Raw genomic sequence first — 25,261 nt, forward strand, 5'->3', positions numbered from 1 at the left:
CGCGGCGGGCATCCCGCTACACTCCACAATTCGTCTGAACAGGAGAAATGCATGCGATCGATGCTTCGTGGTGGCGCCATCGGCGCGATTCTGCTGCTCTCTGCCTGTGCCGGTGGTGGCAGCGGTACCAAGTCCACCGCAGCCGTGGACGACCTGTCCGATATTCCGCGCGTCGCCCCGCCGGGTGCGCTGAAAGACCCGACCAACGACGGTCTCAACGCCGTGCTGTGGACGCAGACCTCGGCGGAATACCGCGCGCTGGCGATGCAGGCGTTCAATCAGGCGGCGCGTACGCTCGCCATCGCCAAGGCTGACCCGACCTTCAGCGCGCTGCCTGAATCCGAGCAGGGCAAGATGCCGGCCGACGCTCCGCTCGCGATCATCACCGACATCGACGAGACCGTGCTCGACAACTCGGCCTTCAGTGTCGATCTGATCCAGAACCCGATCGACCCGGCGCTGCCGCCGGCCGAGGCGCGCAAGGCCTTCGAACAGCGCTGGAACGACTGGGTGGCCGAGCGTGAGGCATTGCCGATCCCGGGGGCGGTGGAGCTGCTTGCGGCAGCAGACAAGGCCGGCATCACCGTGTTCTACATCACCAACCGCAAGGACCCGGAGAAGACCGAAACCTGCAACAACCTGGTGCAGGCCAAGCTGCCGCTGAAGGACTGCGCGACGCAGGTGATCACCCGCAACGACGCCGAGGGCCGGACCAAGGACAAGGGCAGTCGCCGGCGGACGGTGGCGGCTACGCACCGCGTGGTGTTGGTGATGGGCGACAACCTCGGCGATTTCGCCGACGGCGTGTACACCCCGCGCGAAGAGCGCGACCGCATCGTCGACACGCATGCCAGCTGGTGGGGTGAACGCTGGATCGTGTTGCCGAACCCGATGTACGGCTCCTGGGAAGATGCGCTGGAAGCGGCGGCGACCGATGCAGTCAGCCCGACCCTTGGGGTCCAGATGCAGCGCCGCCGACTGGAGCGGGCACGTCAGATGCGCGGGGTCGACTGGTGGGCGCATCCCCAGCCAATCGATAAAAAGTGACTTTAATCAATGTGATAACGCAGAACAATTCATGTATTGCATAAGCTTGCGGCCTCAAGTTATTCTTCGTCCATAAGATTCCTCGAATAACGACGACAAACAACTCTAACAGCGCCCAAGCTTCCCCCTCCGGCGATCGCCGGTTCGATCAGATGGCTCGAAAGAGCCATCTGATTTTTTTTGTACCTCCGGGACTTGCCAACGCCACTGGTGATGCCCAACATGGCCGCCCCCCATCGGATCCAAGGACCCGCGATGAAACGCCTGCTTGCTCTGTTGTTGACCGCCATCGTCGGTCTGTCCGCCTGCAACAAGGAAGAGGAAGCTCCGGCAGCCAAGCTGGCTTCGGCGACAACGCCTACCGCGGCCGTGGAAGCCCAGATCGCGGCCCTGCGCAGCGGCGAGTTCTCGAGCGCGTTCCTGGCCTCGATGCCGCCCGACGTGGTCGAGCAGATGCGGGTCAAGTGGAAGGCCGAAATGGCCGAGCCGGCCTCGGACGAGGACCGCGCCAAGTATCAGGAAATGATGACCGAGCTCACCGCCCCCGGTGCCGAGGACGCGATCTACGCCAAGGTCGAGCCGGAACTGCTCAAGTTCCAGGAACAGGCAGCAATGCAGATGCCGATGTATGTCGGCATGGGCCGCGGCATCCTGGCTGCCGGCGTGCAGCAGCGCGAAGACTTGACCGCGGAACAGAAGACCCAGGCGATGGCCTCGATCGACGCCTTCGCGAAGTGGGCGGAAAGCGCGCAGTTCGCCGATCCGGCCAAGGCCAAGCAGGTCATCGGGCATGTTTGCAAGGCGGCGCGCGATCTCAAGCTCGGCAGCTTCGACGAAATGCGCGCGCTCAGTTTCGACGAGGCGATCCAGCGCGGCGACATCGTCTTCGTCGCGGTCAAGGACATCTTCGCGACCTACGGCTTCAAGATTGACGACGTGCTGGCAACAACCAAGGCCGAAGTGCTGTCGCAGGCCGGCGATACCGCCAAGATCAAGGTCACCTACACCATGTTCGAGACGCCGCTGAGCTTCGAATCGGAGATGGTCCAGCTCGACGGCCGTTGGTACGGCAAGGATGCGCTGGAAAGCCTGAAGAAGGATCTGGCGGAGCCGGAGACCGAGGAACCCGCGGTCGCCCAGGAAGGCGAGACGCCGGCCCAAGGCTGATCCTGGCCTGTCGTACGGACCGATGCACAGCGCGACCATGCCCGATCGCCCAGCCGTAGCCGGCAGCCTGCGCGGCCCGTGGTTCTGGAAGCTGCTGGGTGTGCTGGTGCGACCTTGGGTCGTGCTGCGCACCGAGCCGCCCGCCGCGGGCTCGGTGCTGGCCAAAGACAAGCCAGTCGTCTACCTGCTGGAGCGCTACGGCGCCATCAATGCGGTGATTCTGGAGGACGCCTGCCGTGCGCAGGGTCTGCCGGCACCGCTGATGCCGATGCCCGGCGGGCACTTGCCGAAGGCGCGGGCGGTGCTCGCACTCTCGCGCCGAGAGGGCCTGTTCTTCCGGCGCCCGCGCCAACGCACGCATTCGGCCGGGCTGGCTCAGGTGGTGCGGGCGGTGCAGGCCAACGCCGATCTCGACATCCAGGTCGTGCCGGTTTCGATCTTCGTCGGGCGCGCACCGCAGCGCGAGTCCGGCTGGTTCCGGGTCCTGTTCTCCGAGAACTGGGCCGTGGTCGGGCGCTTTCGCCGCATGCTGTCGCTGCTGCTGAATGGCCGCGACACCATCGTGCATTTCAGTACCGCGGTCAGCTTGCGTGACGTGGTCGCGGAAGGGCTCGACACCGAACGCACCGTGCGCAAGGCGAGCCGCGTCATGCGCGCGCATTTCCGGCGCCTGCGAGCGGCGGTCATCGGCCCGGACCTGTCGCATCGCCGCACCGTGATCGATGCTGCAATGAATGCCGAGGGCGTGCGTGCTGCGACCCTGGCGCTGGCCAGCAAGGAACGCATCACACTCGAGCAAGCCGAGGGTCGTGCCCGGTCTTTTGCCTGGGAGATTGCCGCCGACTACTCGCATTCGGCGGTGCGCTCGGCGTCGTTCCTGCTGACGACTTTCTGGAATCGGCTCTACGACGGCATCCGCACGCATCACTTCGATACCCTGAAGCAGGCCGCGCCGGGGCACGAAGTCATCTATGTGCCCTGCCATCGCAGCCACATCGATTACTTGCTGCTGTCCTACCTGCTGTATTCGAACGGCATCGTGCCGCCGCATATCGCGGCCGGCGTGAACCTGAACCTGCCGCTGATCGGTTCGCTGCTGCGCAAGGGCGGTGCGTTCTTCCTGCGCCGCAGCTTCCGTGCAAACGCGCTGTACTCGGCGGTGTTCTCGGAATACGTGACCCAGCTGTTCCAGCGCGGCGTGTCGATGGAGTACTTCATCGAGGGCGGCCGCAGTCGCACCGGCCGCCTGCTTGAACCGCGCGCCGGCATGCTGGCGATGACCGTCAAGAGCTTCCTGCGCGAATCGCGCCGCCCGGTCGTGTTCCAGCCGGTGTACATCGGCTATGAGCGCGTGCTCGAGGGCAAGTCCTACATCGGTGAGCTTTCCGGCAAGCAGAAGGAAAAGGAATCGGTGTTCGGCCTGCTGAAGTCGCTGAAGCTGCTGCGCGAGCGCTACGGCAAGGTCACGGTCAGCTTCGGCGAGCCGGTGTACCTGACGCAGCTGCTCGACGAGGCGGTAAGTGATTGGCGCGCGAGCGCGAAGGACGAGCGCCCGGAGTGGTTTGGCAGCGCGGTGGCGACGTTGGCCGAGCGCATTCTGGTCAACATCAACCGCGCCGCGGACGTGAATCCGGTCAACCTGCTCGCGACCGCGCTGCTCGGCACGCCCAAGCACGCGATGGCCGAGGACGACCTGAAGCGCCAGATCGCGTTGAGCCAGCGGCTGATCACGAGCGTGCCTTACTCCGATCGTGTGACCATGACCGAACTCGATGCCGCCGGCGTGATCGCCTACGGCGAGAAACTCGGCGTGATCGAACGCGTGAAGCATCCGCTTGGCGACGTCTTGCACAGCAGCGGCGATCAGGCGGTGCTGCTCAGCTACTTCCGCAACAACGTGCTGCACTTGTTCGCGACGCCGGCTTGGGTGGCGTGCTGCTTCCTCAACAATCGCCGGCTGCAGCGGGCGACGGTGCAGCGCCTCGGCCGCTTCATCTACCCGTTCATCCAGGGCGAGCTGTTCCTGCCGTGGAGCGAGGAACAATGGGTGGCGCGCATCGACGCGATGATCGGGCAGTTCGCGGCCGAGGGGCTGCTCGAGATCGAGGACGAGGGCAAGGCATTGCGGCGGCGCATCGGCCAGACCGACGAGGCCTATCAGTTGCGGGTGGTTGCCAACTCGCTGCTGCAGGCGTTCGAGCGTTACTACATCGCGCTGGCGCTGCTGGTGAAGTCCGGGCCCGGCGTACTCTCGACCGGCGAACTCGAGAGCCAGTGCCAGCTCACCGCGCAGCGCCTGTCGCTGCTGCACACGCAGGCAGCGCCAGAGTTCTTCGACAAATCCCTGTTCAAGGGATTCATCGCGACCATGCGCGAGCGCGGCGTGCTTGCGCTCGACGGCAACGCCAAGCTCACGTTCGGCGACGAAATGGTCGCGATGGCGCAGGACTCCAAGCTGATCCTCAGCCGCGAGCTGCGCCACTCCATCCTGAAGCTCGCCGGCTCCTCGCCGGACCGCAGCGAGATCACGCCGCCGCCGCAGTCGGCGTGAGTCCTACGCCGGCTCGTCCGGGATCAGCTTGTCGCTGTAGTAGGTGATCATGTCCTTGATGCGCAGCTTGCGCTTCTTCAGGCGCTTGAGCTGGATTTCATCGGCAGCGTTGTTTTCGGCCAGGTTGGCGATCGCGACGTCGAGGTCGCGGTGTTCGGTGCGCAGTTCCACCAGGCGACGGGCGATGAAGGCGGGGTCGAGCGATTCGGTCATGGCGTCACGCGCGGCGGGTGTCCGAGTGTAGCCTCCTGCTCCGCGGGCGGGAACGCTTCGGCGCCGCTAAACTGCGCGGCCCTCCGGAGGCGCGCCGATGAGCCTCGACCTGACCCGCAAAGACCCGTACGAACAGCAAAAGCTGCACAAGCGACTGCGCCGCCAGGTCGGTCAGGCAATCGCCGACTTCGACATGATCGAGGAAGGCGACAAGGTCATGGTCTGCCTCTCGGGCGGCAAGGACAGCTACACCCTGCTCGATCTGCTGATGCAGTTGCAGGAGAAGGCGCCGGTGCACTTCGAACTGGTCGTCGCGCACCTCGACCAGAAGCAGCCCGGCTACCTGCCCGAGGTGCTGCCCGGGTATCTGCGCTCCCGCGGTGTGCCGTTCACCATTCTGGAGCAGGACACCTACTCGGTGGTGAAGCGGGTGGTGCCTGCGGGCAAGACGCTGTGCGGCCTGTGTTCGCGCTTGCGGCGTGGTGCCCTGTACACGCACGCGGCCGAGACCGGTTGCAGCAAGATCGCGCTTGGTCACCATCGCGACGACATCGTCGAGACCCTGTTCCTGAATCTGTTCCACCAGGCCAAGCTTTCGGCGATGCCGCCGAAGCTGCGCTCGGATGATGGTCGCCACATCGTGATCCGCCCGCTCGCGTACTGTGCCGAGCGCGATATCGCCGCCTACGCCGCCGCGAAGCGGTTTCCGATCCTGCCCTGCAACCTCTGCGGCACGCAGGAAACCCTGCAGCGCAAGGCGATCAAGGCCATGCTCGCGGACTGGGAGCGCAAGACACCCGGACGCGTCGAAAATACTTTCCGCGCACTCGCCGCCGTCCACCCATCGCATCTTGCGGATCGCGACCTGTACGATTTTGCCGCGATCAGCACCGGCCGCGGCGCGCGCGCTGACCGGAGCGTCTGGCTGGGTGGGGATTCTCGCGAAGGCGACGCGGGCGGCGCCGTACCCGCGACGCCCGTGAGCGGGCTGGAGATCCTCGAGGCCTGAGCCGACTGCAACATCGCCTGACTTTTTTCCTCGTCGCCGGTCGGCGGCGAGCACGCTCATTGCTGGAGTAACGCCGCATGTTTTTCCGAAACCTGACCCTGTTCCGCTTTCCCGAAGGCATCGAGAAGCGCTTCCAGCAGCTCGACGCCCAACTCGCGGAGCACGAGCTTCGTCCCTGCGGCCCGCTCGAATTGCAGACCCGGGGCTGGGTCTCGCCGTACGGGCGCGGCGAGTCGATGTTGGCGCTGGAGCAGGGCAAACTGGCCCTGATGGCTTTGGGTGGCGAGGACAAGTTGCTGCCAACGGCGGTAATCAACCAGCATATTGCCGAGAAAGTCGATGAAATCGAAAAGCAGCGCGGCCGCCCGGTTGGCGCCCGGGAGCGCCGCAAGCTGAAGGACGATGCCCTCACCGAACTGTTGCCCCGTGCGCTGGCTCGACCGAGCCGTCTCGCCGGCTACCTCGATATCGCCCAGGGCTGGCTGGTCGTCGACAGCAGTTCGCGCAAGGCCGCGGAGGGTTTCGTCTCAGCCCTGCGCAACGCCATCGGCAGTTTTCCCGCCGTTGGTCTGGAACCCGAGGAATCGCCGCGAGCGCTCATGACGGAGTGGATGATCGAGGGTAAGCTCCCGGCAGGATTCGCACTCGGCGACGAATGCGAGCTGAAGGACCCGGCGGACCGTGGCGCCATCGTGCGCTGTCGACGCCAGGATCTGGCGGCCGACGAGATGCGCGAGCATCTCACCAGCGGCAAGCAGGTCACCCAGCTTGCACTCACGTTCGAGGAGCGGATGCGCTTCGTGCTCGACGACACGCTGACCGTGCGCAAGTTCAAGCTGCTCGATATCGCGGTGGAACAGCTCGACAAGGGCGACCGCGATTCGGCCAAGGCCGAACTGGACGCGCGTTTCGCGTTGATGAGTGGCGAGGTGGCGCGTCTGCTCGCCGCGATCGAAACCACGTTCGGCGTGCCACGGCCGCAGTCGCTCTGAGGCCAGGTTCGCCGACTCCGCGAGGTCGGCATGGCGCAGTTGTTGTCGGACATCGTCGAACTGGAAACGCCGAACGGGCGCACCGTGCGCGTGCGTGCGCAGACCAATCCGCGAGCGCGCCGACTGTCGCTCACCATCGGCGCCGGTGGGCCGCGGGTGTCAGCGCCTGCGGGCACGCATCCGGCCACTGTGCGCGCCTTCCTGCGCGAGCACGCCGGCTGGCTGCAGAAGAAACTTCGCGAACTCGAACTGACCGGGCGCAAGCTTGCGCCACCGGTGCCCGGGCGTACCGAGACGTTCACCTGGCGTGGTGTGCAACTGCCAGTGCTGTGGCAGCACGACCGCTTTCCGCGCATCCAGGTCGGCCCGGGAGGGCTCGACTTCGCGCTCGACCTGGCACACGACGACGCCCTGCGCATCAGCCAGCGCACCATGCGCGCCTTCCTGCTGCGCGAGATGCGGCGGGAAGTGGCGCGACTGTCGGCTTATTTCGCATTGAAAGTCGGCAAGCAGCCGAGCGCGCTGCGCTTCCAGCCGATGCGCACGCTGTGGGGCAGTCTCAGCGCCGACGGCCGCATGAACCTCGACCTGGCGCTGATGCTGGCACCGCCCGAGGCGCTGGAATACGTGGTTGTGCATGAGATGTCGCATCTGTGGGTGCGCAACCACGGGCCGCGCTTCTGGGCGCGCGTTGCCGCGGTCGATACCGACTTCGAGACCCAGCGCGATTGGCTCAATCGCCACGGCCATGCGGTGAAGCACGAGCTTTCGCGCTGGATTGGCGAAGACATGGATTGAGAACGGGGCCGCGTGCGCGACCCGGTCCGGGTGCGCTAGCCTTGCTCATCGCCTGCAACGGGAAACGACATGCGTGTGGATCTGCTGCTGCTGTTGCTTTGCATCCCGCTGGTGGTTCCGGCGCAGACACCGGACGAAGACGAGAAGCGCATCGAGGAGATCGTGCACGAGCGCTACGGGCCGACCCAGGCCGAGATCGACGCGCTCGCCGCCCAAGGCCTCGGTCCCGATGGCCAGCCGCTGATCGATCCCGTTACCGGGCTGCCGGTGGTGCCGGGCGACGACATGGTGCTGACGCCGGTGGCCGAACCGGTGGCCGCTGCGGCGCCCGCCGACGCCACCGTGGCCGATGCCGGGGCGCCGGTCGTGGAGTTGCCGCCGATCGGACCGATCCAGTTCGAAGACCTGAGCTTGCTGGTCGGTCAGTGGGTCAAACTCAGGACCTACAACGGCCGTGTCTGGCAAGGGCAGGTCAAGGCAGTCAAGGGCAACGAGGTCCAGATCAGTGTGGCCCAGCGCAGTGGCGGTGCGCTGATGACGCTGAAAAAGAATGCCATCGCCTCCCTGGAACGGATCTGAGGGTTTGCCATGCTGATGATCGCCACGGTTCTGCTGCTGGTACTCGCCGGTTGGGCCGGCATCATTGCCGCCAAGCTCTCACTTTGGCGCGGCCTGATGGTGGCGTTGCTGCCACTGGTCGGGATCGCGGTGGCCAGTGTCACCGGTTACGGGCTGGTCGCCTACGCGGCGTTGTTGCCGCTCGGCTATCTGGCTTACCGCCATCGTGGGACCGAGTACGACATCCTGCTGCCGCTGGTCGGGCTGCTGATCGCCGCGTGGCTGTGGAACTCTTCCAGTAGCCGATCCAAGGCTGCGGCATCCCAGGCCTACGAAGCGCAGGTGGCCGCATTCCGCGAGCAGAGCGAGACGGCCGCGGCCGACGCCGCCGAAACCACGGCACGCTGGCCGCAGCGTGCGGCGAAGCTCAAGCGGCAGCGCGGCAAGCTCGCACTTGCGGACACCGGCGCGGAGCTTCAAGTGCCCGAGCACTGGCGGTTCATCGAGGCTGCGCCGCTACGCGCTAGCCTGTCCGGCACTCGGCATTTCCCGGGCTTGGGTGTGATCGGCTGGCTGGTGCATGAGCGCGTGGACCTGGCTCAGCTCGACACCATCTGGTACGTCGAGGTGTATGCCGAGCAACGTGGCCACGTGAAGGCGTCCGGCGTCGACGCCAGCGATCTGGAACGGCGCAAGGGCGATGCCACCTCGAAATTGTCCGCCCGCGCGCTTGCCGCGGGGGGCGTCAGCTTCCTGTTCAAGCGCTTCGTCGAGCCGCCGAATTACGACGCACAGTTCGATCGCGCGGTCTGGGTCGATGAGATGAGTTACGGCGGAGAGACCTCGCTGCTGCTTGATTGCTACGCGATCAAGCTCGGCAAAGAGGCGCAGGTCTGGTATCGGATGCGCGAGCAGTTCGTCGGTTCGCGCGAGCTGTGCCTGCGCAGTGTGCGCCTGATGGCGGCGAAGACGCAGTTCGCGGCCGATTCGACCTATGCCGACTACACCTGGCTGGTCGACGACAGTTCCGGATACGACCTCGGCGAAGTCATCGCCGACGAGCATCGCGTCGACGACTAAGGCTCACGCGCCGCGCAGCAGGGCGGCGACTGCGGCCGGCGCTTCCATGTGCAGGTGGTGGCTGCCGTGCATGCGCTGCCAGTGCAACTCGCTGACGACATTGGTGCGCGCCAGCATCAGCGTGCCATCGAGGAAGGGCATCGGCGGATCGGCGAGCACCAGACTTACCGGGCAGCGAATGCCGGCGAGGTAGCCGCACACCTGGCTCTCCGACAGACGCATGGCGCTGGTCAGGGTCAGGCGTGGGTCGCTGCTCCACTCGAAACCGCCTTCGACCGCACGCACGCCACGTTCCACCAGCAGGCGCGCGCTGGCTTCATCCAGCGGCATGTCGCGGTTGCTGCGCCGTGCGGCCACCGCCTGATCGATCGAAACGAAGCGGCGCAACTGCTTGCCGGTGAGCGCCTCGCGCTCGCGCAAGGCTTGGCCGAGCAATTCGGGCAGGCGCTCCTCTGCAGTGCTGAGCGGGCCCAGCGCTTCGATCAGGTACAGCCGCTCGATGCGTTCCGGCAACGCCGCTGCCAGCATGCTGGATACGGCGCCGCCGAGCGAGTGACCGAGCAACGCGAAATGGGGCCAGCCGAGCGCATCGGCGACCGCGAGCACGTCGCTGCAGTAGTCGATGAAGTGATACCAGGCGCCCGGCGCGCGATGCGAGGAACGTCCGTGGCCGGGCAGATCGATCGCGACCAGGTCATGGTCGGCAAAATGCGGCGCCAGCGGCGCGAAGCTGGCCGCGTTGTCCAGCCAGCCATGCACCGCCAGCAGCTTGGGCCCGGCAGCTTTTCCGCTGCGGCGGCCAGCGATGCGCAGGCACGGCGTATCCAGCGTGATCTCCTCGAACATCGCTCAGCGCCCACCCTTGAGTGTTTCGAAGCGAGCGGCCAACAGCGGCCGGCTCGCCGTCTCCGCTTGCTGCGCGCTGGCCGAGAACTCTGGCCAGTGCGTGCTGCGCTCACGCACGATCTGCGCGAGCAAGGCCGCATGCCCGGCGCTGTCGTTCAGGGCCGGGATGTAGCCGAAGCCGGAGCCGCCGGCGGCGAGGAATCCGGCACGATTCTGCATCGCGATCTCCTCCAGCGTTTCCAGACAATCGACGGCGAAGCCAGGGCAGAGCACGTCGACCTCGCGAATGCCGCGCGCCGGCATCGCCGCCAGGGTGGCGTCGGTGTAAGGCTGCAACCAGGGCTCGCGTCCGACCCGGGACTGGAATGCAACGCTCCAGTCCTGATCGCCGAGACCGAGTTGCTCGGCGACGCGCCGTGCCGTGCCCAGGCACTGGCAGTGGTAGGGGTCACCGGCGTGGAGGTAGCGCTCAGGCAGTCCGTGGAACGAGAAGAGCAGATGCCTGCGCGCGCCCGCGGCCCAGTGCGCGCGCACGCTCTCCGCGAGCAACTCGGCATAGGCCGGGTGTTGGTAGTAGTCGCTGACCATTGCAAGCTCCGGGATCCAGCGCCAGCGCTTGAGTTCGTCGGCGAGCGCATCGAACACCGAGCCGGTGGTGGTGCCCGAATATTGCGGATACATCGGCAGCACCAGCAGGCGCCGGACATTGCTGGCTTGCAGTTCGCGCAGCACGGCGGCCAGCGCTGGCCTTCCGTAGCGCATCGCGGTACGCACCAGCACCGGGCCGGCGGCGGCCACATGCAGTCGCGACCCCACCGCCGCCGCCAGGCGCTCGCTCAGGACCAGAAGCGGCGAGCCGGCTTCGGTCCAGACCTGTTGGTAGGCGTGTGCCGAGCGGCGCGGGCGGATGCGCAGGATCACGCCATGCAGGATGATTCGCCACAGCCAGCGCGGTAGCTCCACGACGCGCGGATCGGCCAGGAATTCGGCGAGATAGCGGCGCACCGAGCCGGTATCTGGCGCATCCGGCGTGCCCAAGTTGACCAGGACCACGGCTGCGCGCGGAGGTTCGCGGTGGTCGAAGTCGCTTCTTCCCATGTAGTTCATCCGGCCTTTCTACTACATCCGGGGCTTGCCGCGATAAAAACGCGCAAGCGGCGGGGTGACAGTGGCTTGTGGCAGGAAAACAACAATAACCCGCGGCCAAGGCTTTGATTTGCAGCGGGTCGCGTCTAAGATTCGAGGCGCTGTCTTCGCCGGACAGCGGACGATTACCCCAAGAATCCAAGAAACAACGCAAGGAAGACCGGACATGCGACGCAGCCTGCTCAACGCAGTGCTAGCCCTGTCGACCGCAATGGCATTGCCCGCGGCCGCGGAGCCGCTTGCCTATGCCATTTCCTTCAACAAGCTGTATCGCATCGATCTGGCAAGTGGCCAGACCTCGCTGATCGGCGAGACCGGGTTCAATGACGTCGAAGGCCTCGCGATGGCCGCTGATGGTGTGCTGTACGGATTGGTGGATTCGACCAAGACCCTGATCACCATCGACAAGGCAAGCGGCCACGGCACGATGGTTGGCGGCGGCACCGGCAATACCGGCTTGAGTGGCCAGGGCGTGGGTCAGTTCGATGCCCTCGATTTCGGCCTCGCATTTACTTGCGACGGACGACTGTTTGCATCGTCGGATACGGTGAAGAAGCTGTGGCAGATCGATCGCGCCAGCGGGCACGCGACGCTGGTGGGTGACCTGGGCTTCCAGATCACCGGGCTCGGCGCCGATGGCGGCGGGCTCTATGGGCTTGGTTCGCAGGGCGATGAAGGCGTCTACCGCATTAACTCGACCACGGCGGCGAGCACGCGGCTCGGGGTGCTCGCGCCGAACCTCGTATTCGCCGACGGCGGTCTCGATTTCGATGCCGAGGGCCGACTCTGGGCCATCCTCGATTACCGGCCGCCGGACGACAACCGACCGAGCGATATCGTTCGGGTTGACCTGAACTCGGGCGCTGCCACTTTCGTGTCGACCACCCTGCCCGAGATGGAGGGGCTGGCGATTGGTCCGACGCCCGTGTGTCGCGGACCGCTGCCGGGCGGCAATGCCGCATCGATTCCCGTGGGCGGTTCGGTCGCGAGCGTGCTGTTGGCGATCGTGCTGGCCTGCTCCGGTTGGCTCGCCATCGTCGGCTGGCGACGCGCGTCCTGAGCATCCGCTCACGGCAGATTCATCGCTGCCGCGTCACCTTGCCGACACTTCTCCCAGACCGAGGTTTCGCGCATGTTGCATCGCTTGGCTGCCACCGCATTGGTGTTCGCGTTCGTCGCTGCTCCGGTTCTGGCCGGCGACAAGGAAGTGGAACGTGCCGAGAACGCGTCGCGCGTGCTGACCGAAATCATGTCGGCGCCGGACAAGCGCGTGCCGAGCCATCTGGTCGAGCGGGCCGAGGCGATTGCGGTGATCCCGGACGTGGTCAAGGCCGGCCTGGTGCTCGGCGGGCGCCATGGTCGCGGCCTGATCTCGGTGCGTTCGGCCGATGGCACCTGGTCGAACCCGAGCTTCCTCTCGATCACCGGCGGCAGCATCGGATTCCAGGCGGGCGTGCAGTCCACCGACGTGGTGCTGGTATTCCGGTCCCGGCGCGGTGTGGACCAGATCGTCAACGGCAAGTTCACCCTCGGCGCCGACGCCGCGGTCGCGGCCGGGCCGGTCGGCCGCAACGCGCAGGCCTCCACGGATGCGCAGATGAAGGCCGAGATCTACAGCTATTCGCGATCGCGTGGCTTGTTCGCCGGGGTGGCCCTCGACGGCTCGGTGCTGTCGATCGACCACGACAGCAACCAGGCGACCTACGGACGCAACATGACGCCGCGGCGGATCTTCGAAGGTGGCGTGGAGTCGGTTCCGGATGCGGTCGTCGATTTCCGCGATCGGCTGGAGGAATACACCGCACAGTAGTGCCCGCGGCGCTATCCTTGCCGCCTTCCACTTTCGAGGTGCAACATGGGTTCCTTCAGCATTGGCCATTGGCTGATCGTGCTGCTCATCGTGGTGCTGATCTTCGGCACCAAGAAGCTGCGTAACATCGGCGGAGATCTCGGCGGCGCGGTCAAGGAGTTCAAGAAGGGCCTCGGCGAAGGCGAAGACGCGCCCAAGCTCGAAGCCGACCAGAAGTCGGGCGCGGGCGCCGCCCAGTCCGAAAAAGACAAGACCGCCTGATCGTCCGACCATGTTCGATGTCGGACTCAGCGAACTGGCGCTGATCGCCGTGGTCGCGCTGGTGGTGCTCGGCCCCGAGCGTCTGCCGCGCGCGGCGCGCACGGTGGGCGCCATGCTGCGTCGTCTGCGTTCCAGCTGGACCAACCTGCGCTACGAGATCGACCGCGAGATCGCGGCCGATGAGCTCAAGCGCAGTCTGCGCGAGGCTGGCGAGAGCATTCGCAAGGCCGATCCGGTGGAAGCGGTCAAGCGCGAGATCGAGCCCGCGCCGTCGCAGGAACCGCGCGAGCCATGAGCGGGGCGGCGGAGTCGGATGGCGAGCTGCCGTTTCTCGCGCATCTGATCGAATTGCGCGAGCGGCTGCTCAAGGCCGTGGTCGCGGTCGGGCTGTTGTTCCTCGTTGGGCTGCCGTTTGCCAACCGCATTTACGCGGTGCTGGCGCAGCCGCTGCTGGCGAAGATGCCGGCAGGCGCGCAAATGATCGCGATCGAGGTGGCATCGCCGTTCCTGACGCCGTTGAAGCTCACGTTTTTTGCAGCGCTGGTGCTGGCCATGCCCTATGTGCTCTATCAGGCGTGGTCGTTCGTGGCGCCGGGTCTGTACCGCCACGAGAAGCGCCTGGCGGTGCCGCTGCTGGTGTCGGCGGTGGCGCTGTTCTATGCCGGCTGTGCCTTCGCCTACTTCCTGGTGTTGCCGGCAGTGTTCGGTTTCCTGCAGGCGGTGGCGCCGGTCGGCGTGGCGGTGATGACCGACATCAGCCAGTACCTCGACTTCGTGCTGGTGCTGTTCCTCGCCTTCGGCCTGTGCTTCGAGGTGCCGGTGGCGGTGGTGATTCTGGTGCTGCTCGGCTGGGTGACCACGCCGCAACTGCGCGAAGCCCGTGCCTACGTGGTGGTCGGCGCGTTTGTGGTGGCCGCGGTACTGACGCCGCCCGATGTGGTCTCGCAATTGCTGCTCGCGATCCCGATGTGCATTCTCTACGAGATCGGCATCCTCGCCGCACGCTGTTTGCCGGCGCGCGCTGAAACCGCCAAGTCCTGAAATGAAAACGGCCCCGCGTGGGGCCGTTTTCGGAGGCGAGGTCGCGGGTTACTGCACGACGGGCGGCGGGGCCGGCGGCATCGGCGGCTCGACCTGGGCGATGCTGCTGCCGAACGCCGATTTGTAGGCGAAGTACATCGACAGCGACCCGACCAGCACGCTGCCCAACGCGAGCACGATCCAGCCCAGGATCGGGATGAACATGAGTACGACGGCCGCGACCATGAACACCACGCCGACGGCGATGAATCCGACGATCAGCGGCACCACGTTTGCCAGCGAGTAGGCCAGGCTCTCCTTCATCGCAGCGATCGGCTCGACGCTGTCGAGCATCACCCGCGGGATCGCGAAATAGACCAGGAACGCGATGCCGACCGAAATCGCCATCGCCAACGCCGCGAACAGGATCATGCCGAAGCCGAAGCCGGCACCCGCGGCATTTCCGCCTGAGGCCGCGGCCATGATCGCTCCGCCAACAAAGACGAAGCCGAGAATGCCGATGAGGATACCGCCGGCAATCGAAGGCAGACACAGCATCAGCATCGGGCCGATCTTGCCGGGTTGCTGGAATGCGATGAACAGGTGCGGGATTTCGGCCTTGCGTCCGGCCTCTTCCTCACGTGCGGCATAGATGAAGCCGCCATACAGCGCCGGTGACAGCACCATCAGTGCCAGGCTGCCGAGCACCGGAATGACGGCGATGATCGCCATGATCAGGGCCATGACCAGGAAGGCGCCCGGATTCTTCATCGCCAACTGGATCGCCGATGTGAACCAGCCGAATACGTCGCCCACCTCGAGTTTCTTGCCGCTCATACTTTTCTCCCCGTGAATTGCGCGGGTTGCGCGCCGGCGAGCATAGCCGCAGGACGCTGCGGCCGCAGCGGTTGTCGGCGGCTCCCGATAGAATGCGCGGATGCTCGAGATCAATTCCCGCATCCATATTCCAGACGGCGAACTCGACGAGCGCTTCGTGCGCGCGTCCGGGCCCGGTGGCCAGAACGTCAACAAGGTCTCGACCGCGGTCGAACTGCGCTTCGATGCGCGCTCCTCGCCGTCGCTGCCGGAAGCGGTGCGCACGCGCCTGCTGGCGCGCGCCGACCGCCGCATCACCGATGACGGCGTCGTCGTCATCCAGGCCAACCGCTTCCGCTCCCAGGAGCGCAACCGCGAAGACGCACGCGAACGCCTGGCCGAGATCATCCGCGCCGCGAGCTTCGTGCCCAAGGCGCGCGTCGCGACGCGGCCGACGCGCGCCTCCAAGGAGCGGCGCCTCGATGCCAAGAAGTCGCGCAGCGCGATCAAGCGCGGACGCGGCACGCAAGTGGACCACGACTGATGTCGCCGCCCGTCGTCGAGCCCCTGCCGCCGCTGGCACCCCGCGCCTTTGCGCGACCGGCACGCGCGTTCGCAAGGCTGATGCTGCGCCTGCTCGGCTGGCGCCTGGTCGGACCGTTTCCGAACCTGCAGCAGGTGCTGTTCGTCGCAGCGCCGCATTCGTCGGCGTGGGATGCGCTGTATGGGTTGCTGATCAAGGTGGCCTCCGGTGTCGACATCCGCTTCATGGCCAAGCGCGAAGCGTTTTGGTTCCCGCTCGGCATCCTGCTGCGTTGGCTCGGCGCGGTACCGATCGACCGGCGCGCGGCGCATGGCGCGGTCGGGGAGACCGTCGATGGCTTCGCGCGCAATCCGAATGCATGGTTCCTGCTCGCACCGGAGGGCACGCGCAAGGCGGTGACGAAGTGGAAGTCGGGCTTCTGGCACATCGCACGCCAGGCCAATGTGCCGGTGTGCTGTCTGTACATCCACTATCCCGAGCGCTGCTTCGGCGTCGGCGAGATCTTCCACATGAGCGACGACATGGACGCCGACATGGCTCGCATCCGTGCATGGTTCGTCCCGTACCAGGGCAAGCATCGCGGCGTCTGACGCGAGCACGCCGCCTGCACGTTCCTGCTGTTTTGATCGCGGCAACACTGGAACCAGACTCATGCTGCAGCCCGGCGACAGCATCCCCGATTTCGATCTTCTGACCGACGGTGGCGAGCGCGTTTCGCCGCAGACGCTGAAAGGTGCGCGCGTCGTGCTGTATTTCTATCCCAAGGACGACACGCCGGGCTGTACCACCGAGGCCTGTGCCTTTCGCGATGCGCTGCCGAAGTTCGACGCCGCCAAGGTGCGCGTCTACGGCATCAGCGCCGACGACGCCAAGCGTCATGCGAAGTTCGTCGCCAAGCATCAACTGAACTTCCCGCTGATCGCCGACCCCGAACGCCAGGCGATCGAGGGTTTCGGCGTGTGGATCGAGAAGACCCTGTACGGACGCAAGTACATGGGCATCGCGCGTGCAACGTTCGCGATTGACGCCAACGGCAAGATCGAACGCGTCTGGGACAAGGTCAAACCGGCGACCCATGCCGAGGAAGTGCTGGCGTATCTGGACACGACCGGCGCGGCGGCGAAACCCGCTGCCAGGAGAGCCCGCTGACGCCGTTCAGGCCACCGCGAGAAACAAGCGTTCCGCCGTGCGTTCGGACAAGGCGACTCGATCGAACGACCCCGCTGGGTACAGGTAATCGTCACCGGATTCATCGATGACGCGCAGTTGCCCGAACTTGTCGGCCTCGGCGTCAGGAAGAATCTCGTAGAGCTTGCGCAACTCGAGCGACGCTTCGTAGCCGTGATTGTCGATGCACACTGCGAACTGATGCTTGTTCATGGCGTCTGACCTGCAAATCGCTTGATCTTGAACTCGAACTTGCCAATGCCGTTGGCTTCGTACCAGTGGATTTCGGCTTGCCGCTGAACGCCGTTGGTGAATCGTACCGCCGCGACGCCCTTGCGCTTGCGCCAATCGCCTTCGCCGTAGATCTTTCGCAATCGCGGCAACTCCCGAATGCCGTTGCCACGGGCAATCGTCTCGATGTGGCTGATGGTTCCAACGATCTCGAAGTACACGTGCTGATGCTATCGCGGGACGCACGGCGAACGCATGGTCGACCACCTCACCGCTCCGAATGTCCGCCGTCGACGGCGTCGCGGCGATTGAACAAGTCGGGTTTGATCAGGTCGAGGAAGGCGCGTGCCTGCGGGCTCAGGTACTTGCCCCTGCGCATGACAACGCCGTAGCTGCGCTGCGGGAAGTGCGCGCGCATGTTGCGCACTTCCAGGCGGTCCTCGGGGCGCAGGCAGATGCCGGTGACGATCGAGATGCCGAGTCCCATCGACACGTACTGCTTGATGATCTCCCAGCCGCCGACTTCGATCGCGACCTGGTAGGGGACGCGCGCCTGCTGGAAGATCAAGTCCACCAGCCGGTAGGTGGTCACCCTGCGCGGCGGCAGGATCAGCCCGTAGGACGAAAGGTCTTCCAGACCGATGTCGGTCTTCTGCATCAGCGGATGGTTCGGTGGCGTGATCAGCATTGGGTCGAAGTGGTACACGGCTTCGTAGGCCAGGTCGTTCGGCACGTCGACCATCGAGCCGACCGCGAAATCGGCGCTGTCGTTGCGCAACATGGCCAGGCCCTCGTTGCCGGTGACGTTGACCAGATGCAGGCGCACTTTCGGGTGGTGCTGCCGGAACGCCTGCACCAGGTTCGGCATCAGGTACTGGATGGTCGAGATGCCCGCGGCGATGGTGACCTCGCCGGCGTCCATCGCGACCAGCCGGGTGCGGAAGTTGGCGTCGACGGCATCGAAGCCGTCAACCAGCGGCAGTGCCAGCTCGTACAGCGCCCGACCCTCACGCGTGAGTTGCACGCGCCTGCTGCCGCGCTCGATGAGCGCAACGCCGAGCTCGCGCTCGAGCGCGCCGATCTGCAGGCTGATCGAAGGCTGGCTCAGGAACAGGGCTTCGGCGGCGCGCGAGAAGGTGCCGAGCTTGGCGCTCATGCAGAATGCCCGCAGTTGCTTGAGGCGATTGCCCTTGTAGTAGAAACGAACCGCGCCTTCGCCCTTCCGCCGCCGCCGTTGGGGTGGGACTTCGCCCGAAATCGGGATCGCAGTCGAACGCTTGTTTGTTTTTCTGGGCTGCATATCAATGCCTTGCGTGCGATTTGACGACGTCAATAGTTCGCATTGAAACATTCGGTTTGTCAAACCAAAGTTCCGGGCGTAGCGTCGGGACCTCGGCAGGAATGTGGAGGGCATTCCGGTCGGACCCACGAACCAATCAAGGAATTCGTATGTCCGTGACCCAGCAGTCCTCCATCGTTGCCGAGCCAGCCGCTACATCGACGCATGCCGCGGTGTTGACGCCGGCCGCACTCGACCTGCTCGCGGAACTGCATCGCCGTTTTGAACCGAGCCGCCGCAGCTTGCTCGCGGCCCGCAGCGAACGCCAGGCACGCTTCGATGCCGGCGAGTTGCCCGACTTTCTGGCCGAGACCCGGCACATCCGCGAAAGCGAGTGGCGCGTCGCCGAGATTCCGGAAGCGATCCGGGACCGTCGTGTCGAGATCACCGGACCGGTCGATCGCAAGATGATCATCAACGCGCTGAACTCGGGCGCGAAGGTGTTCATGGCCGACTTCGAGGACTCCACCAGCCCGGTCTGGGAGGCGATGCTCGAGGGCCAGCAGAACCTGCGCGACGCGGTCGCCGGTTCGATCGAGTTCAGCTTGCCCGAAGGCAAGCACTACGCGCTCAGGTCCGATTCGAAGACAGTGCTGATGGTGCGCCCGCGCGGCTGGCATTTGGACGAGAAGCACGTTTGTGTCGATGGCCAGCGACTGAGCGGTTCGCTGTTCGATCTGGCGCTGTTCGCCCTGCACAACGCGACCACGCTCGCAGCCCGGGGTCTCGGCCCGTTTTTCTATCTGCCGAAGTTGCAGAGCCACCGCGAGGCAGCGCTGTGGGACGAGGTGATGGCCTTCGTCGAAGTGCGCCTTGGCCTGCCGATCGGCACGATGAAGGCGACCGTGCTGATCGAAACCCTGCCGGCCGTGTTCGAGATGGACGAGATCCTGCACGCGTTGCGCGGCCGCATCGTCGGTCTGAACTGCGGACGCTGGGACTACATCTTCAGCTACATCAAGACGCTGCGGAAACATCGCGATCGCGTGTTGCCCGAGCGAACCCAGATCGGGATGGACGTGCCCTTCCTGAAGGCGTATTCGGAATGGCTGATCCGAACCTGCCATCGTCGCGGTGCGTTCGCGATGGGCGGCATGGCCGCGCAGATTCCGATCCATCGTGACCCGGCCGCCAACGAAGCGGCGATGACCAAGGTGCGCGACGACAAGCAACGCGAAGTGACCGCCGGGCACGATGGCACCTGGGTCGCGCATCCCGGACTGATCCCGGTCGCGCAGGCGATCTTCGATGCCGGCATGCCGACGCCGAACCAGCTGCACGTGAACCGCGACGACGTGTCGGTGACGCGCGATGCGCTGCTCGCGCCCTGCGCCGGCAGCATCAGCCGCACCGGTTTCTTCAACAACATCGACGTCTGCGTGCGCTACGTCGCGGCCTGGCTCGATGGCCTCGGCTGCGTGCCGATCCACAACCTGATGGAGGACGCCGCCACCGCCGAGATCTCGCGTGCGCAGTTATGGCAGTGGCTGCATGTCGGCGGGCTGAAGTTCGACGATGGCACGCCACTCGATTTCACTGTGTTCGACGAATCCATCGCGACCATCCGCAACCGCGTCAATCCGACCGGCCTGCCCGGAGAGCACAAGTTCGACGAGGCCGCGCGACTGTTGGCCGAGTGGACGCATGCTGCGGAGCTGGTCGAGTTCCTGACCTTGCCTTGCTACGAGCGACTTGCCTGAAGTGTTTCTCCTCCCCTTTGCGCAGCAAGGGGGAGGTCGGGAGGGGGTCGGCTCTGGAGCGATGAAGAGCGACCCCACCCCAACCCTCCCCTCGCTCCGCGAAGGGAGGGGGCAGGAAGCCGAAGTTCCATCCGATTGCTTTCGTCCTCCCCGACGCCCCAGCCCCGAGGTAACGCCATGAAGACCACACTCCCCACCGCCGAACAGATCCAACTGGACTGGACCAGCAACCCGCGCTGGGCCGGTGTCAAACGCGGCTACTCCGCAGCGGATGTGGTGCGCCTGCGCGGTTCCGTACACGTGGAGCACACGCTGGCCAAGCGTGGCGCCGAGAAGCTCTGGCATTCCCTGCACAGCGAGCCGTTCGTGAACGCGCTCGGTGCCATGACCGGCAACCAGGCGATGCAGCAGGTCAAGGCCGGGCTCAAGGCGATCTATCTGTCCGGCTGGCAAGTCGCGGCCGATGCCAACACCGCGGGTGCGATGTATCCGGACCAGTCGCTGTACCCGGTCGACTCGGTGCCGAACGTCGTGCGCCGCATCAACAACACGCTGCTGCGCGCCGACCAGATCCACCATGCCGAGGGCCGTGACGACATCGATTGGCTGCAGCCGATCGTGGCCGATGCCGAGGCCGGGTTCGGCGGCGTGCTGAACGCCTTCGAGCTGATGAAACACATGATCGAAGCGGGTGCCTCCGCGGTGCACTGGGAAGACCAGCTGGCGAGCGCCAAGAAATGCGGACACATGGGCGGCAAGGTGTTGGTGCCGACCCAGGAAGCGGTGCAGAAGCTCGTCGCCGCGCGCCTCGCCGCGGACATCGCCGGGGTGCCGACGCTGATCGTGGCGCGCACCGACGCCATGGGTGCGGCGCTGCTCACCAGCGACGTCGACGAGAACGACAAGCCGTTCTGCAACGGCCGCCGCACTGTCGAAGGCTTCTACGAGACCGACATGGGCATCGACCAGGCGATCTCGCGCGGCCTGGCCTATGCGCCCTACGCCGACCTGGTCTGGTGCGAGACCTCGACCCCGAGCCTGGAGGAGGCGCGCAAGTTCGCCGAAGCCATCCATGCCAAGTTCCCGGGCAAGCTGCTTGCCTACAACTGCTCGCCGAGCTTCAACTGGAAGAAGAACCTGGACGAGCAGACCATCGCCAGCTTCCAGAAGGACATCGCGGCGATGGGCTACAAGTTCCAGTTCATTACGCTCGCCGGCTTCCACGCCCTCAACCACTCGATGTGGAAACTCGCGACCGGCTACAAGGATCGCCAGATGGCGGCCTATGTCGAACTGCAGGAGCAGGAGTTCGTCGACGAGAAGCGCGGCTACTCCGCGGCCAAGCATCAGCGTGAGGTCGGCGTCGGCTACTTCGACCAGGTCAATGAAGTGATCGCCGGCGGCCAGAGTTCGCTCGCGGCGCTGCACGGTTCGACCGAGCAGGAGCAGTTCCACGCCGAGAAGGCGGCCTGAGCATCGCCGGCGCCCGGGGGCATCCCCCTCGGGCGGCCGGCGAGAACGCTTTGCGGGCATCGCTTGAACCCGCGGTGCCCGTCACAGTCTTTTCTTGCGGTCAACCTAGCATCGCCTCTCGCGTTGGAGATGGCTGATGAAACCCCTGATCGCTTCTGCTCTTGGAGTCTGGTGCCTGTGCGCGGCGACGCCCGCCGCTGCTGGCTCCGATGTCATCTTCGGCGGCCACACCGCCGGCTTCGAGTCGGTCTACTTCATCCCGCAGAGCGATGAAGAGGCAGCGCGCTTTCTGACCCAGGCCACGTTCGGGCCGAGCAAGACCACGATCGCGCAGTTCCGGGCGTCGAGCTACGACGGCTGGATCAGCCAGCAGCTGGCGCAACCGCCGACGCTGGCGCGCGCCTATCTCGACGCGCTCGCCGCGCTGCCGACGCCGCCCTCGATCGGACAGAGCCAGCGCATGGACCGCTGGTTCCACACCGCCGGGTTCGGGCCCGACCAGCTGCGTCAGCGCATGGCCTTCGCGCTGTCGCAGATCCTGGTGGTGTCCGATCGCGCCGACGCGCTGTCCAACGACGCCTTCGGGGTCGCCGAGTACGCCGATATCCTCGCCCGCAATGCGTTTGGCAACTACCGCCAGTTGCTCGAGGAAGTCACGCTGTCTCCGATGATGGGGCGCTACCTCAGCCATTGGCGCAACCGCAAAGCGAACCTCACCGGCACCCAGTTGCCGGACGAGAACTACGCGCGCGAGATCATGCAGCTGTTCACCATCGGTCTGATCGAGCGCGCCGACGACTTCTCGCCGATCCTCGACGGGCTCGGCCAACCGATCCCGACCTACGTGCAGCAGGACGTGAGCGAACTCGCCCGCGTGTTCACCGGCTGGTCCTACGACTGCGCCGGATCCGGCAGCTGCAACACCTACACCGGGCTGTACAGCGGCCCCTCCGGCTACACGCCGATGGCCTGCTTCCCGGCCTACGCCGACAGCGGCGCCAAGACCCTGCTCGGCGGCGCGCCGATCGTGGCCGGGCCGGTCTGCGGCACCGGGTCAAGCGGCACCTCGCAACCGAGCGACCCGGCTGTGGTCACCGCCTGCCGCGCCTACTGCGTGGACCAGATCGAGACCACGCTCGACTATCTGTTCAATCACCCGAACGTGGCACCGTTTGTGTCGCGGCAGCTGATCCAGCGCTTCGTCACCAGCGATCCCTCCGGTGCCTACATCGCCCGCGTCGCGGCGGTGTTCAACGACAACGGCCAGGGCGTGCGCGGTGACCTGGGCGCGGTGCTGCGCGCCATCCTGCTCGATGACGAGGCGCGCGTGGCGCCGCTCGATCCCGCCGTCGCCTACGGCAAGCTGCGCGAACCGCTGCTGCGCCTGACCGCAGTCTGGCGCGCGTTCGGCGTTACCGCACCGGCGGCGGTGAACGGCGAAATCCAGATGGGCATCCGCAGTCCGCAGACCAACTTCGCGCAGCGGCCGCTGGGCGCCAACAGCGTGTTCAACTTCTACGAGCCCGACTACCGGCCACCGGGCGCACTGGACGCCGCCGACGTCTACGCGCCCGAGTTCCAGATCGCCAACGAGACTACGGCGATGACCGCGGCGAACGAACTGTGGAGCCGCATCTGGGCCGGCTACAGCACATCGAGCGGCACTTTCACCACGCCGACCACGAGCGCCTGGCTCAACGTCGCCGACCTAGTGCCGCTGGTGACCGGCGCCAATGCCACCGGCGCCAACGCCTACAACCTGTTCCTCGACGAGATCGACCTGCGCCTGTTCGGCAACACCATGGGCGCGGACACGCGCAACGTGCTGCGCAATTTCCTGATCTTCAGCATGGCCGGCAGCCACGAGCACCTCAAGATCCTGTCGACCGTGCACCTGGCGACGATGTCCCCCGAATTCCTGGTCCAGCGCTGAGGGTGCCATGAGCCAATCCCGTGATCGCCGCGATTTCCTGCGCAGCCTTGGCGCCACGCTCACCGCCGGTTCGGCGCGAGCCCTCTTGCCGCAGCTCGGCTTGGTCGGCAGCGCCCTGGCCGCCGTACCGCGCGGCAAGGCCTTCGGCAACTACCGCGCCCTGGTCTGCGTGTACCTCGACGGCGGCAACGACTCCTGGAACCTGCTGGTGCCGCGCGACAGCACCGGGCCCGGCAGTCTCTACAGCACCTACCGCGACGCCCGCGGCGGGCTCTACGACGCCGGCACCAATCCAGACGGGCTGGCGCTCGATTTCGCTGCACTGCGCCCGATCTCGCCCGATGGGTTCGCCGCGAGCAGCTTCGGCCTGCACCCGCAGTGCGCCGACTACACGTTCACGCCGCAGGGCGGATCGTCGACCACCCAGTCGGGACTCGCCAGCCTGTTCGCGCAGCAGCGGCTCGGCATGCTGGTAAACGTCGGCACCCTGGTGCAACCGATCACCAAGGCCACCTACAACACCACGCCGCGGCCGCCCCAGCTGTATTCGCACAACGACCAGACCACGCTCTGGCACCTCGGGCGCACCAACCCGAACCATCCCTATGGCTGGGGCGGCGAGCTCGCCTCGCGGGTCGATTCCGGCAACCAGTTGCAGTCGCTTGCGCCGTGCATTTCCATCGCCGGCAGCTCGCGCTTCCTGGTCGGCGACGGCGTCTACCCGTACCAGATGTCCACCAGCGGTGCGACCAGCCTCAGCAACTACTCGGCCACCGCCGGCGGCCTGCAGTCGGCGCGGCGCGCGGCGCTCGACCAGATGCTCACGATTGCTTATCCGCATCCGTTTGGCGACGAGTACGCGCGGCTGACCACGCGTTCGCTCGACTTGTCCGCGACCATCAGCACCGCGCTGACCGGCTTCGGCACGGTGACCACGCCGTATCAGCAGACCTCGGCCAGCAATACCGACGCCCAGGTCACCGTCGCCGGCACCAACTATTCAAACAGCCTGCTCGACCAATTGCGCATGGTCGCGCGCATGATCAAGGTCTCGCGACCGGGTTCCGGCGCCGGCATCAACCACGAGCGCCAGGTGTTTCTGGTGCGCCTCGGTGGTTTCGACACCCACGACACCCAGATGAGCAATACCGGGCAGCCGTTGCTGCTGGCGCGGCTCAACCAGGCGCTGGCCTGGTTCTGGCGAGCGCTGTCGGACATGGGCGTGCACAACGAAGTGACGCTGTTCACGATGAGCGAGTTCGCGCGCACCTTGTCCTCGAACGGCAACGGCTCCGACCACGCATGGGGCGGCGTGCAGCTTGCGCTCGGCGGCGCAGTGGCCGGGCGCAAGTTCTACGGCACCTTCCCCAACCAGACCCTGGATGGCCCCGACAGCTTCTCGCGCGGCCAGTTCCTGCCGACCACGCCGGTCGACACCTACGCCGCCACGCTCGCGCGCTGGATGGGCGTGCCCGACATCGACCTGGAGCAGGTGTTCCCGAACCTGGTGAACTTCAGTCCCGACACCCTGCCGTTCCTGCCTTGAGCGACTTGCGGCCT

27 protein-coding genes are annotated in these 25,261 nt (G+C 65.9%); 20 read left to right on the forward strand and 7 right to left on the reverse strand.

The genetic code is table 11. The features are described 5' to 3' along the window. Positions 1–51 precede the first annotated feature (51 nt). The 3 genes from IPG63_06485 (at position 52) to plsB (ending at position 4,765) form a co-directional block, all read left to right on the forward strand. On the forward strand, positions 52–1,047 hold the full coding sequence (locus tag IPG63_06485) for a hypothetical protein (protein ID MBK6726898.1): 996 nt from the start codon (positions 52–54) through the stop codon (positions 1,045–1,047). A gap of 255 nt (positions 1,048–1,302) precedes the next feature. After that, positions 1,303–2,214, forward strand: a complete 912-nt coding sequence (locus tag IPG63_06490; GenBank protein ID MBK6726899.1) for a hypothetical protein — start codon at positions 1,303–1,305, stop codon at positions 2,212–2,214. Positions 2,215–2,251: 37 nt separating this feature from the next. After that, positions 2,252–4,765 (forward strand): glycerol-3-phosphate 1-O-acyltransferase PlsB, encoded by a 2,514-nt coding sequence (gene plsB / locus IPG63_06495; GenBank protein MBK6726900.1) that lies wholly within the window; start codon positions 2,252–2,254, stop codon positions 4,763–4,765. Between the two features lie 3 nt (positions 4,766–4,768). Here the strand turns inward: plsB and IPG63_06500 are convergent, their stop codons facing one another. Next, entirely contained in the window at positions 4,769–4,978 is a 210-nt protein-coding gene (locus IPG63_06500; protein ID MBK6726901.1) for a DUF465 domain-containing protein, read from the reverse strand. A 97-nt stretch (positions 4,979–5,075) separates the two neighbouring features. On the opposite strand from IPG63_06500, the gene ttcA reads away from it, so the two are divergent. The 5 genes from ttcA (at position 5,076) to IPG63_06525 (ending at position 9,415) form a co-directional block, all read left to right on the forward strand. Next, positions 5,076–5,987, forward strand: coding sequence for a tRNA 2-thiocytidine(32) synthetase TtcA (ttcA, locus tag IPG63_06505; GenBank protein ID MBK6726902.1), 912 nt, complete (start codon positions 5,076–5,078; stop codon positions 5,985–5,987). Positions 5,988–6,064: 77 nt separating this feature from the next. Continuing rightward, complete coding sequence (locus IPG63_06510; protein ID MBK6726903.1) at positions 6,065–6,979, forward strand: recombination-associated protein RdgC; 915 nt, start codon at positions 6,065–6,067, stop codon at positions 6,977–6,979. Between the two features lie 30 nt (positions 6,980–7,009). Further along, positions 7,010–7,777: a M48 family metallopeptidase gene (locus IPG63_06515; protein ID MBK6726904.1), complete on the forward strand. Its 768-nt coding sequence runs from the start codon at positions 7,010–7,012 to the stop codon at positions 7,775–7,777. 69 nt (positions 7,778–7,846) lie between these two features. Further along, on the forward strand, positions 7,847–8,356 hold the full coding sequence (locus IPG63_06520) for a hypothetical protein (protein MBK6726905.1): 510 nt from the start codon (positions 7,847–7,849) through the stop codon (positions 8,354–8,356). A gap of 9 nt (positions 8,357–8,365) precedes the next feature. Next, complete coding sequence (locus tag IPG63_06525; GenBank protein ID MBK6726906.1) at positions 8,366–9,415, forward strand: DUF2167 domain-containing protein; 1,050 nt, start codon at positions 8,366–8,368, stop codon at positions 9,413–9,415. Positions 9,416–9,418: 3 nt separating this feature from the next. Here the strand turns inward: IPG63_06525 and IPG63_06530 are convergent, their stop codons facing one another. Both IPG63_06530 and hemH read right to left on the reverse strand, forming a co-directional pair. Then, complete coding sequence (locus tag IPG63_06530) at positions 9,419–10,261, reverse strand: alpha/beta fold hydrolase (GenBank protein MBK6726907.1); 843 nt, start codon at positions 10,259–10,261, stop codon at positions 9,419–9,421. 3 nt (positions 10,262–10,264) lie between these two features. Next, positions 10,265–11,368 carry a ferrochelatase gene (gene hemH / locus IPG63_06535; protein MBK6726908.1) on the reverse strand — a complete coding sequence of 368 codons (1,104 nt, stop codon included), beginning with the start codon at positions 11,366–11,368 and terminating at the stop codon, positions 10,265–10,267. A gap of 205 nt (positions 11,369–11,573) precedes the next feature. Here hemH and IPG63_06540 point away from each other — a divergent pair, with 205 nt between their 5' ends. From IPG63_06540 to tatC, 5 genes are all read left to right on the forward strand, one after another. Continuing rightward, the gene (locus IPG63_06540; GenBank protein MBK6726909.1) at positions 11,574–12,467 is read left to right on the forward strand and encodes a hypothetical protein; all 894 of its coding nucleotides are present in this window, start codon (positions 11,574–11,576) and stop codon (positions 12,465–12,467) included. A 72-nt stretch (positions 12,468–12,539) separates the two neighbouring features. Then, positions 12,540–13,217: a lipid-binding SYLF domain-containing protein gene (locus tag IPG63_06545; protein ID MBK6726910.1), complete on the forward strand. Its 678-nt coding sequence runs from the start codon at positions 12,540–12,542 to the stop codon at positions 13,215–13,217. Positions 13,218–13,262: 45 nt separating this feature from the next. Continuing rightward, entirely contained in the window at positions 13,263–13,478 is a 216-nt protein-coding gene (gene tatA, locus IPG63_06550; GenBank protein ID MBK6726911.1) for a Sec-independent protein translocase subunit TatA, read from the forward strand. Positions 13,479–13,488: 10 nt separating this feature from the next. Beyond that, positions 13,489–13,773, forward strand: a complete 285-nt coding sequence (gene tatB, locus IPG63_06555) for a twin-arginine translocase subunit TatB (protein ID MBK6726912.1) — start codon at positions 13,489–13,491, stop codon at positions 13,771–13,773. Further along, a complete protein-coding gene (tatC, locus tag IPG63_06560; protein ID MBK6726913.1) occupies positions 13,770–14,519 on the forward strand; it encodes a twin-arginine translocase subunit TatC in 750 nt (249 codons plus the stop codon). Before tatB ends, tatC begins: the two co-directional genes overlap by 4 nt. A 48-nt stretch (positions 14,520–14,567) precedes the next feature. Here tatC and IPG63_06565 read toward each other — a convergent pair whose 3' ends face one another. Beyond that, the gene (locus tag IPG63_06565) at positions 14,568–15,335 is read right to left on the reverse strand and encodes a hypothetical protein (GenBank protein ID MBK6726914.1); all 768 of its coding nucleotides are present in this window, start codon (positions 15,333–15,335) and stop codon (positions 14,568–14,570) included. A gap of 100 nt (positions 15,336–15,435) precedes the next feature. Here IPG63_06565 and arfB point away from each other — a divergent pair, with 100 nt between their 5' ends. The 3 genes from arfB (at position 15,436) to bcp (ending at position 17,007) form a co-directional block, all read left to right on the forward strand. Beyond that, positions 15,436–15,858: an aminoacyl-tRNA hydrolase gene (arfB, locus tag IPG63_06570; GenBank protein ID MBK6726915.1), complete on the forward strand. Its 423-nt coding sequence runs from the start codon at positions 15,436–15,438 to the stop codon at positions 15,856–15,858. Continuing rightward, on the forward strand, positions 15,858–16,448 hold the full coding sequence (locus IPG63_06575) for a 1-acyl-sn-glycerol-3-phosphate acyltransferase (protein MBK6726916.1): 591 nt from the start codon (positions 15,858–15,860) through the stop codon (positions 16,446–16,448). Before arfB ends, IPG63_06575 begins: the two co-directional genes overlap by 1 nt. A gap of 61 nt (positions 16,449–16,509) precedes the next feature. Continuing rightward, a complete protein-coding gene (gene bcp / locus IPG63_06580; GenBank protein ID MBK6726917.1) occupies positions 16,510–17,007 on the forward strand; it encodes a thioredoxin-dependent thiol peroxidase in 498 nt (165 codons plus the stop codon). 6 nt (positions 17,008–17,013) lie between these two features. Here the strand turns inward: bcp and IPG63_06585 are convergent, their stop codons facing one another. The 3 genes from IPG63_06585 to IPG63_06595 are packed head-to-tail and all read right to left on the reverse strand — an operon-like array spanning position 17,014 to position 18,556. Then, positions 17,014–17,238 carry a hypothetical protein gene (locus IPG63_06585; protein MBK6726918.1) on the reverse strand — a complete coding sequence of 75 codons (225 nt, stop codon included), beginning with the start codon at positions 17,236–17,238 and terminating at the stop codon, positions 17,014–17,016. Next, positions 17,235–17,477: a hypothetical protein gene (locus tag IPG63_06590; protein ID MBK6726919.1), complete on the reverse strand. Its 243-nt coding sequence runs from the start codon at positions 17,475–17,477 to the stop codon at positions 17,235–17,237. Before IPG63_06590 ends, IPG63_06585 begins: the two co-directional genes overlap by 4 nt. Positions 17,478–17,524: 47 nt before the next feature. Then, on the reverse strand, positions 17,525–18,556 hold the full coding sequence (locus IPG63_06595; protein MBK6726920.1) for a LysR family transcriptional regulator: 1,032 nt from the start codon (positions 18,554–18,556) through the stop codon (positions 17,525–17,527). Between the two features lie 149 nt (positions 18,557–18,705). On the opposite strand from IPG63_06595, the gene IPG63_06600 reads away from it, so the two are divergent. The 4 genes from IPG63_06600 to IPG63_06615 all read left to right on the forward strand — a co-directional run bounded on the left by IPG63_06600 (position 18,706) and on the right by IPG63_06615 (position 25,247). Continuing rightward, complete coding sequence (locus tag IPG63_06600) at positions 18,706–20,295, forward strand: malate synthase A (protein MBK6726921.1); 1,590 nt, start codon at positions 18,706–18,708, stop codon at positions 20,293–20,295. A 177-nt stretch (positions 20,296–20,472) separates the two neighbouring features. Then, a complete protein-coding gene (gene aceA / locus IPG63_06605) occupies positions 20,473–21,768 on the forward strand; it encodes an isocitrate lyase (GenBank protein MBK6726922.1) in 1,296 nt (431 codons plus the stop codon). A 136-nt stretch (positions 21,769–21,904) separates the two neighbouring features. Beyond that, positions 21,905–23,701, forward strand: coding sequence for a DUF1800 domain-containing protein (locus IPG63_06610; protein ID MBK6726923.1), 1,797 nt, complete (start codon positions 21,905–21,907; stop codon positions 23,699–23,701). A gap of 7 nt (positions 23,702–23,708) precedes the next feature. After that, positions 23,709–25,247 (forward strand): DUF1501 domain-containing protein, encoded by a 1,539-nt coding sequence (locus IPG63_06615; protein MBK6726924.1) that lies wholly within the window; start codon positions 23,709–23,711, stop codon positions 25,245–25,247. The last annotated feature ends 14 nt before the right edge of the window (positions 25,248–25,261 follow it).

The sequence above is a fragment of the Lysobacterales bacterium genome, assembly GCA_016703225.1.
In the GTDB taxonomy this organism is placed as follows: Bacteria; Pseudomonadota; Gammaproteobacteria; order Xanthomonadales; family Ahniellaceae; genus JADKHK01.